Source organism: Candidatus Poribacteria bacterium, assembly GCA_026706025.1.
Lineage (GTDB): Bacteria > Poribacteria > WGA-4E > WGA-4E > WGA-3G > WGA-3G.
Genome location: JAPOZO010000063.1, coordinates 391,794 through 400,897, shown reverse-complemented (window position 1 = coordinate 400,897; position 9,104 = coordinate 391,794). Strand labels below are relative to the sequence as shown.

Here is a 9,104-nt window from a genome sequence, read left to right as displayed (position 1 = left end):
TCGCAGCCTGTCACGCCCTTCGTCGACTCCTGGCACCAAGGCATCCACCGTAAGCCCTTAGTAGCTTGATAATAAGGTGATATTATTTCTACCGATTTACCCTCTCTATACAATTGTCAAAGAACAACGCCTATTTGTTGAAGCATATAATGCTTATAGGCGATGGAGATGAGCGGAGTTGAACCGCTGACCTTCTGGTTGCAAACCAGACGCTCTCCCAACTGAGCTACACCCCCACGTGGCATGCTTTTAAGTATACCACAATCACGATATGAATGTCAAATTTATCTTCAAAATCTACCAGGGAGGAATTGCACCCCACCTTCGGTTTCTAAAACCGATGCTCCTATCTGAGCAACTGGCACGCAAGCACTATTAAGTATACCACAAACCCACGTGAATGTCAAATTTATTTCGCGAAGATTTGCCAAAAACGTGAATTCCGTCGAATTTTAACTCACGCCGAAGTTAAGTATATCACAAAACTTTGAAAATGTCAAATTTATTTTGCAATATCGCATAGAATACTACAGAAAAGGCAATTTGTCAAGTGAAAATTAGACTTTTTTTAGGGAAACTAAGCATCGACCCGTTCTAAATAGACGATGAATGTCTCTTAGTATGCGTTCATTCAATACGACGTTTTAATTCGAGCCCACGTCGAGGCTAACTTCCCTTCGGGATTTACCGCTAACCCAGGAATCCCTGGTCCCGTGATGCTGACATCGTCAAAACTGGAACTACCCTGCCATACCAGAAGTCCGACCCTGCCTTGTTTGTGGACCCCATGCTTCATGGTTGCGACCAACTTGTCGTTGTAATACCCTTCAAAGGTATCGCCCTTGACAACGATTTTAAGTTTATATTTCTCCTTATTCAATTTAATCGCGCCAACATCCTGTTGGGCATACGCCCCAGTTTTAACCCACCATTCAGCCGTGCTATTCCCCAGATTCACCCACAACCCACAGTGATTGTTAACATCCTTCCATCGCACCACTAATGCCATCCAGTTCCCCTCGGCATTCCGGATGGTCGCTTCAAAGGTAACGTCAGTCCAGTTCGCTTCACCAATCAAGGTGACTCCCTCTACGGCGTTGAGTTCCTCGCCAATATACACCTTGTTTTCGACCTTCCATTTTCCACCCTCTTCTTTCCATTCTTGCGGTTTTTTGTTATCATCAAAGTTGAAAAAGAGCGCGAAAGAAGGAGTGGTAAAAAAAAGGGGCAGAAGAAAAATTAATGTCGTCAGGGTTTTCGTTGAATCCACCTTTATTTCGGTAAGCTGCCTCATAACCGACTCCTTTACATCAAAGTTGTGTCGCAAAAAGTTTCTTAGATAATACCCTGAAGAATAGGTTCGCCGAGGCACGGGGACCTCGGCGAACAAGGTTCTGGAGAACCTGAGGACACAGTCAGCAAAGATTAGTACTCTACTGGGTCAATTCTACATATTTCCTATCTGTTTTGCTTAATTGCCGCCGAGCGGTTCCTCTGGATTCGTCCCTGGACGGCTGCCGAGCCAAAGTTTGATGGCAGGGCTGCTGGCTACGAGCCGTTGACCGACGGATGCGTTGACAACAATAGTGTATGGACGCGTCTGCTGCGTACCGATGAACGGATTACGCCGTAACTCATTATCACCAGCCCTGATAATATTTGGCACGAGTGTTAAGGTAGCCTCCGTTTGATTCCTTCGGAGTAAGGTGTTTTGTCGTCGGAGCCGGACGCCGAAAGGCAAACCGACAGCGGTAAGATTCAGATTTTGCCGGTTGCCACTTTGCCGATTAACTTTGACGATAATATCAATGGGTGAATCTGGGGTTACCACAATCTCCTCTAATCCCGTTGACAACATAATAGGCGCAGTCTCTGTAACGCTGACGACAACGTTTTGCCGCCGGACGGTCTGATCGTTGTTCTGAATTCGGTAGACTTCAACCGGTGTTGCGGCGCGACGATATTCATTGCCAGCAGCAGTGGTGACGGCACCGACAACCTGAACGACGCGAGGTTCAAGTTCAGCATCAGGTGCGGCGGTAAGCGTAATGTATCCTTGTGTTACGCCAGTCCCCGAAAGGATCGCGCTCTCGCTGGCAGTGACACCGGGTGGCAAGTTTTCAACGGAGAGGAGTATTGGTTCTGTAAATCCAACGCGGCGTTGCAGCGTCACATCCAACAAGATCGTTCCCCCACGTCCGATATTGGGATTATCAGGTGTTACGGAGATGGCAAAATCAGGTTTTGTTAGACGAGCATCTAAGTGGTAAACGTAGCCTGCACCACCGTTTCCAGCAATGTCCTCAACTCGGACAGCATACTCACCGGGCTGGTTGAAACTGTAATCAATAATAGCGTTACGTCTGCCGCCAATGCCAGCATTATTTGCTAACACCTGCCCATCTGCATCGAGTAAGGTGAGAGATGGACTCAATGGTGAACCCAGACGTTCTGCAGAGACAGTGAGCGAATACCCGCCTATGTCCGCGAAAAATCCCCACGGTCCATAGCCGTTCGTAACTTTCACAAGAATCTTGTTTCTACCTTTAGAGACAGGTAACTGAATAACATCATCGGCACGACGCAGTGGACGGTGGATGTATTTGCTGAAAACAAGTTTGTCGTTCACCCAAATCTTGATGGTATCATCAGAACCGAGGGACAAGAGATAGTTCTGATCACGGTCAGATTCGAGGTATGTCAAGGCATAGCCAGTAACATCGTCTTCGGGGACGTTTGAGAAGACGTTCTCACCCCTACGATTGGTTTTATACCACCCGATTTTTCGCCCTTCTTTGCCGATGTACTCCTTATCGAGATCAATCTCGGTTTCAGGGGGATAGACTGTATCAAACCCCCTTTCATCAACGTTATCAAATGGGAAGATTACCCACCATGGACCGAGGCTTGTGCCTTCTGAGATGGTAAAACGGTAGTAATCCACCTCACCGGGTTCTGAGATACGTCCACTGATTGCGCCAGGGGTTGTGAGGTGCTGCGCGTGTTCGAGTTGGCGTGCGATGAGTGCCCCTAAACGTTGCGCTTCTTGGGCAACAAAAGCGATGATACGGTCGCGCTCAGTCGTTGTAATGTCGGCATTCTCTTTATTTGCCATGCGCGTAATAGTGTTTGTCCATTCCTCGGCAGAGAGTGCGCGGTTGCTCGGTGAACGCAGTTCATGGCAGACACTACACTTTGCTTCAAAAAGAATTTCGGATTCGGTGAATTGTGTCGTGGCATCTTGCGTAGCAGGTTCGTCAGAAGCGGATTGACGTTCAATATTTTCTTCAACAGTTTCAGGGTGCGCGTTGATGACAAACGGAAAGATGCCGTACGGGGTACGAATCTGTTTAAGACCGGGTTGCTCATCCGCAGTCAACTCGACCTGCCACTCCGTTTCGGGTAGATTTTCCCCGCCAATTACACACTGAATAATGTTGGTTTTCGCCGGGACGGCAGGTCCGTATGAAAGAGAGCCTGTTGCCTCTGTCAGACTTGCAGCCTTCCTGTCTCCACCCAGAGGCACCGTTCCACCAGCAGGGAAAAGATAGGTATTGTACGGAAGAACACCGCCCGTTAACCGGTAAACGGAATCTGGGTTGCCGCGATGCAATAGATCACGAATACGTAGGAGATAGGGCCCATCGTCAGGAAGCGTTATATCAATGAGCGGATCAAGACTGTAGAACCCGTTACTGCGTGCAAGTTCGACACCCTTTGCATCAAAAACAGAGATCGTTGGATTAAAGAACTGTTGGCTAATGTTGTTAAGGCGGTATGCCTTGACGCTAAACACACATCGTTGTCCTTTGCTTCCTTGAAAAACGTAATAATCTTCGTCGCCACCCGGATTCACGACCCCATTGATAAGGCTTGGTAGCTCAATAGTGGTAGCGGATTCTGGCTCGTTATTCGACTCGGTTTCAATGACATCGGGGGTGTGACTTACCTCAAAGGGCCATGCGGTGGAGGTGCCGTGCTTGCCGACAATCCGAATTTCGCGAAGCCCGATGGGTGCATCCGGCGCGATAGATAATTCGGCGGTTAATCCAGCACTGGCTCTTGCAGCCGATGAAAGATAGGCAACAATCTGCGTCTGTGCTTCCGCGCTGATCTCTGCGCCCTTCTCCGTAATCATCCGTTGAACAGTGGCTTTCCACTGCGCCGGGGTCATTGACCTGTTACTCGGCGAGCGGAGTTCGTGGCACTGCCCGCAATTCGCGTCGAAGACGGGTTTATGAGTATCATCAACTTCACCACCAGCGGGATGAAGTTGCGCGGTAATCCCCGATTCTCCTTCAACAATGACTCGGTGGGCACCCTCTAAATCAGAACCTTGGATGGCGACCTCAACAGTCATTCCGGGTTGGCCGCCCGCCGGAAAAAGAGAATTAAGTCGCGGGGTACCTTGTGCGAAGACGGGAAGCGAAATAGAAATAAAGAGCAACGTAAAAAGCGTTCGGATTGTACTTGCAAGGCTATATTGCTTAGTCAAAAGGGGTATAGTATTGGTAAGCATCGCGAAAGACCCTCCCCAAATAGTTATCAGTTATCAGTTATCAGAGGACTGGTTTTCAGTTTTCAGTTGTCAGTTGTCAGTTAAGAGGTTTTCGGGGTATCCCAAAATCTCTTTCTGACAACTCTCACTCTGAGGCATCCTGATTGCTGACTGCTGAAAGCCAACTGCCATATTAGAACTCGTGTGTTAAGGTGCGTCTGCGGAGATTCCAGAGCCGTACTTTGCCATCTCGACCGCCTGCGGCGACGAACTCGCCATTCGGACTGAACTTTACAGCGTAAACAGCATCGGTCGATTCATCAAAAGTGCCATAACGGTTGCCTGACCGGAGATTCCATATAATCACGGAAGTGTCTGCACTACCGGACGCAATCATTGCCGTCTGATTGTTTGTGCGTCTTGGTAAAACGAGTGCAGTATCAACACTATAAACAGCACCTTGATGCCCATCGTATTCACGAACACGAGCCCCTGTCATCTCAAGTGAATCTCGTCCGACTGCGATCTCCTCGTCGTCTTCGGCCGGTGTAACGCGCCATGTCCGGACGGTATTATCGGCAGATCCTGAAACTATCACGCCTTCATTAACTGAATAGGCAAGACTATAAACAGCGTCATCGTTTGCATCAAAGTTCACCATGACGTTAAAAGTGTTAGGGTTCCATACTTTTATGGTTTTATCTTCACTACCAGTGACAAAGTAAGTTCCTTGTGGGTGGTACAAGGTGCAAAGGACTCTCCCGACGTGTTGGGTAAGCCACTTTGCTTGTTTGTCTATTGGATCTTCGGTATCCTCAAGGAGCGTTACATCAATGACAGCACTATATTCATCCATGCTGGCAGTGAGTAGGGTTGTGTTACTCGGACTGAGTGCAATAGATTCAATGGTGTCACCGTGAACCTCGAAACTTTTTATGAGCTCTTCAGAGGCGACATCCCAAATGCGTATTTCACCGCTTTGGGCGGGAACACCACCACCGGCATAGAGCCGCAAGGACGACGTATCCTGATTATTCGCTGCTGCGAACTTAAGACTTCGGACCTCGCCAGCATGCGGTTCATAGGTGTGAATAATACTTTGTGTCTCCAGATCCCAGAGTTCAATCCACTGATATTTCCCGACAGCAAGCGTTTTCCCATCAGGACTAAATTCAAGTGACCAAATGGGAGACAGCGGTTGGTCTGCAAAACCGATCGGCATTGCAAAGATAATATAGGACGCTGCTACCAGGATTCCTATGTTACGGAGCGTAACGAAAGCAATATGACGCATTTTTTTATGGGGTTAAAGATTAGAAGGTAGGTAGCAAGGATTGGAAGGATAAAAGAATTAGGGCGGTCCCCTTCATTCTTCCATCCTTCTATTCTTCGATGCGAATCCCTCTAACCTTCAGCCCGTTGCTTGGTAAGCGATTAGAATGCAGATCGCAAATGTAAAGCCTTCTCACTGCGAAGCAAAATTTGGTTTCCGCGTGTGGGAAACCAAATTTGGGCGAGTACGCCGCAAAATCGCGCTTAACTAAGTACACCACGGATGGGTCTCCCGCCGCGTGAGAGGACGATACGGACTCCGTCTGGTGACTCAAGGTGCTGATTATAATCAACACCGAGGGATTGATAGAGTGTCGCTGATAAATCTTCCGGGCGTACCGGCGTTTCAGCAGGTTCCATGCCAAGCGGATCGGAAGCACCGATGACCTGTCCACCTTGGACACCGCCCCCAGCGAGCATGATCGAGAAGACGCGGGAATGATGGTCACGTCCAGCGTTTCTGTTGATGACCGGCGTTCTGCCGAATTCCCCCATCGCGATGACAAGCGTGGTTTCCAATAAGCCGCGATCGCTGAGATCTGTGATTAAGGTAGTCATCGTCTGATCGAAAGCGTTGAGTTTCCCGGGCAGGGATGAGAAGATGTTGTTGTGGTTATCCCATCCACCGTTGCTGACTGTGACGAAGTTAACACCTGCTTCAACGAGCCTTCTTGCGAGGAGACAGCTTTGTCCGAAAGTGTCGCGTCGATATGCGTCGCGCGTTTTACCGGGTTCAGCATTGAGCTCAAACGCGGCGCGGGCATCGGTGGAACTCATCAAGTTATATGCGGAGGTGTAAAAGTCGTCAACCGCTTCCGCAGCAGGGTTGCCTGCCTCGTATTTTTTGAAGGCAGCATCAACAGCTTGGCGTAAAGAGCGTCGGCGTTCAACACGTTCAACAGAGACGCCTTTAGGTGGTTCGAGGTCGCGTACTTTGAAGTTATTGCTTGCCGGATTTCCGCCAGGCGAGAAAGGTGCGAGCGATGCGCCTAAGAACCCGCCACCACCATAGGCGACAGGTGCTGGGACAGAGATGTAAGGCGGCAAAGCACTCCGCTGTTCTTTGAGTTTGGAAATAACGGCCCCATACCCTGGAACAGCAAAACCGGGTAAGGGTTGATAGCCCGTCATCATATAGTGTGTTCCACGCTCATGCGCTGCCTCTGGAGAGGTCATCGAACGGATGATGCAGAGCTTATCGGTCTGTTGTGCGAGTCTGGGGAGATGTTCACTAATTTGGATGCCGTTGACATTCGTCGCTATCGGCTTGAAAAGACCACGTATTTCTTCAGGAGCATCCGGTTTAAGATCCCACATATCCAGGTGGCTTGGTCCACCACCTAACCAGACAAGAATAACGGATGTAGCAGTACCTGTAGAAGCACTCGGCGCGCTAACGCTCGCTTCTGCAGTTGCAGCCTGTGCTTTGAGTCGGAACAAGTCTGTGAGACTCAAGCCGAACAATCCAAGAGCACCTGCTTTTAGAAAGTCCCGACGGTAAAATCCTTCACAATCCGTGTGTATGCATCTATTTTCAGCCATGATTTTCTCCTTGTGATACGGGAATGGTTTTTAGTTATCAGTTGTCAGTACGATTTTTTTCAAAAAATCTTTCAGTTTTATTAGTTATCAGTTGCCAGTACGATTTTTCTGCGAAAAATCTTTCAGTTGTCAGACAGAGACGTTCGGATTTTCAAAAACCTCTTTTAACTGATAACTGATAACTATTAAGACCGATAACCATTCTTCGCCACGCGGTGGCTACACATCAATTGCGCGAAGGTCGCTTTCGTAGCCTTCTTATCCATCGCTGCGCCTTCGCGATGTTGGTATCAAGCGGTTCTTTCATCTCAAAATATTCCGTATGTCCAGCATAGATCTGATGCCAATCAACAATACAAGGCATCTGATATTGTGTAAGGGTTCGCATCAAGAAAGCCCGAACTTTAGCCCGGGTATCCTGTGGTGCGTTGTTAATAGCATATCCAATCTGTTCATCGGTGATAACGCGCTCCATCTGTCCGTGTGCTTGCAGTGCGTAATAGAGCCCGCTTTCTGTACGAATGTTATGATATTCTAAATCTTGACTTTTGATCCAAGGATCATCCCAATCGAGTTTTTCTTCGGCAATGAAAGTTTCAAGCAACCATTTTTTTGCGGCCCAATCAACACGTGGAATAACGCGCTCCCAATCTTCTTCAAGATCATCAAGTATAGACTCCCACGCCGAAAGGACCCACTGGTTTTCTTCGTCAGGTTCGGTGATGAATGCCTGGACGAAGTTGAGATATTCTCGCTGTAAATCAACGGCGGAAATTGTTTTCCCAGATTTAAGTTCAATCCGCCACTTGAAAGTGCTGTCACGAGAGATGTGTCGAATAGCGAAGACTGGATCAGCGAGTTCAAAACCGGGCAGCGGTAATTTTTCACCGTGTGTTTCATAAAACGTCTCAATCGCGGAGAGCAAGAGCGAAGTGGTACCGACCTTGAGTGCGGTAGCGTACTCCGACATATTAGAATCTCCAACGAGGAGATGGAGCCGTCGGTATTTTGTGTAATCGCTGAGCGGTTCGTCTCTTGTATTGATAATAGCACGACTGAACTGAATCCACTCATAAATTTCAGTGACAATATGATCGGCGCGTTGCGAGATTTGATAATTTTGTTGCTCAGTGAGCTGCTGCCCTTCCAAAACATCTTGTGCCCCAAACTCAATCATTTCATCATAGACACCGACTCTACCGGCACCGGCATAAATTTGTCGGGTAACGAAGAAAGGCATGAGTGTTGGGATGACGACCCGGTAAAATGGAACCTCTCGACTGACTTGGAAGTTTTCATGACATCCAAAGGTTGCCCCGGTGAAATGGTCAATATTATTTTTGAAGAAGGCAGTTGGCAATCCTGTATCATCAAGGATGTTATTGATGATTGTTTCAATGGCTTTATCGTAAGCGACAAGATCAAAAAGTGTAGCACATTCGGGGGTTGCATATTCAAGATGCCCCATATCAATGTAAAGACGGCCGCCATTGAACAGAAATCCACCGTTACCGGGGGGTTCACCCCAGTCTCGGTAATGGATGTCGCGGAGTCCGAGTTCAAGTACATCAAAAACGTAGTCCCGAACCCGTGCGGCGACCCCTTCAGAGGTTCCGCGAATCCGCTCGGTATCTGTCATACATCCAAATTCTGTTTCGATTCCAAAAATACGCTTGTTCATCTTAATGGTTGTCAGTTTTCAGTTCGGTTTTTTTTCAAAAAACCTTTCAGT

At 48.2% G+C, this 9,104-nt stretch carries 5 protein-coding genes and 2 tRNA genes; all 7 read right to left on the bottom strand.

All coding sequences use genetic code 11. The annotated features are described in order from the left end of the window. Positions 1–163: 163 nt before the first annotated feature. The 7 genes from OXH00_16590 to OXH00_16560 all read right to left on the bottom strand — a co-directional run bounded on the left by OXH00_16590 (position 164) and on the right by OXH00_16560 (position 9,053). Positions 164–236: transfer RNA gene (locus tag OXH00_16590), tRNA-Ala, on the bottom strand. A gap of 60 nt (positions 237–296) precedes the next feature. Next, positions 297–365: transfer RNA gene (locus tag OXH00_16585), tRNA-Leu, on the bottom strand. Positions 366–631: 266 nt separating this feature from the next. Next, positions 632–1,294: a hypothetical protein gene (locus OXH00_16580; protein ID MCY3742633.1), complete on the bottom strand. Its 663-nt coding sequence runs from the start codon at positions 1,292–1,294 to the stop codon at positions 632–634. Between the two features lie 177 nt (positions 1,295–1,471). Beyond that, positions 1,472–4,519: a hypothetical protein gene (locus OXH00_16575; GenBank protein ID MCY3742632.1), complete on the bottom strand. Its 3,048-nt coding sequence runs from the start codon at positions 4,517–4,519 to the stop codon at positions 1,472–1,474. A 172-nt stretch (positions 4,520–4,691) separates the two neighbouring features. Continuing rightward, positions 4,692–5,792, bottom strand: coding sequence for a WD40 repeat domain-containing protein (locus tag OXH00_16570; GenBank protein ID MCY3742631.1), 1,101 nt, complete (start codon positions 5,790–5,792; stop codon positions 4,692–4,694). Positions 5,793–6,034: 242 nt separating this feature from the next. After that, a complete protein-coding gene (locus OXH00_16565) occupies positions 6,035–7,372 on the bottom strand; it encodes a DUF1501 domain-containing protein (protein MCY3742630.1) in 1,338 nt (445 codons plus the stop codon). A 226-nt stretch (positions 7,373–7,598) separates the two neighbouring features. Continuing rightward, a complete protein-coding gene (locus tag OXH00_16560) occupies positions 7,599–9,053 on the bottom strand; it encodes a proteasome accessory factor PafA2 family protein (GenBank protein ID MCY3742629.1) in 1,455 nt (484 codons plus the stop codon). Positions 9,054–9,104: the final 51 nt, after the last annotated feature.